Annotated in this window: 2 pseudogenes; both read right to left on the bottom strand. The window is 43.1% G+C overall.

The annotated features are described in order from the left end of the window. Positions 1-83 (bottom strand): annotated as a pseudogene (locus tag R7Z50_RS28365) (phosphotransferase); the annotation flags it as partial. A 114-nt stretch (positions 84-197) separates the two neighbouring features. After that, positions 198-390: pseudogene (locus R7Z50_RS28360) on the bottom strand (transcriptional regulator); the annotation flags it as partial.

The following is a 390-nucleotide window of genomic DNA, read 5'->3' as shown; positions in this document are numbered from 1 at the left end:
GCATTATCCCGACCACCTTGTAGCATTTCCATGACTTTTCCTTGTTCGATCAGATTTGGGGCGACGATTGAAACAAGCGTCATTTTATACCTTAAGTAACGAATCTTGTTTTAACTACCGACCAAAAAGCACCCAACTTTGTTAGCTCAATCGCAGGAAACCACTTTCACTTATTCGAAGATGCAGGACTTTTAAGCTTATAGACTTTGCATGACCCAATGAGTAAAAGCCTCAACTTGCGGTTTATCGCTTTCCCTTACCACTATATGATGTGCGCTGGCGCTTGGCATTGACCATCCACCAATCGAAATCAAAAGTCCTTGTTGTAGCTCATCCTCCACTAAAAAGTCCCTAACAAGCAGTATGCCTAACTGATTCACCGCCGCTTGA

This window comes from Vibrio sp. 1249-1, from assembly GCF_033340495.1.
The sequence above is the reverse complement of the archived record's forward strand: the minus strand, read 5'-3'. Positions and strand labels throughout refer to the sequence as shown.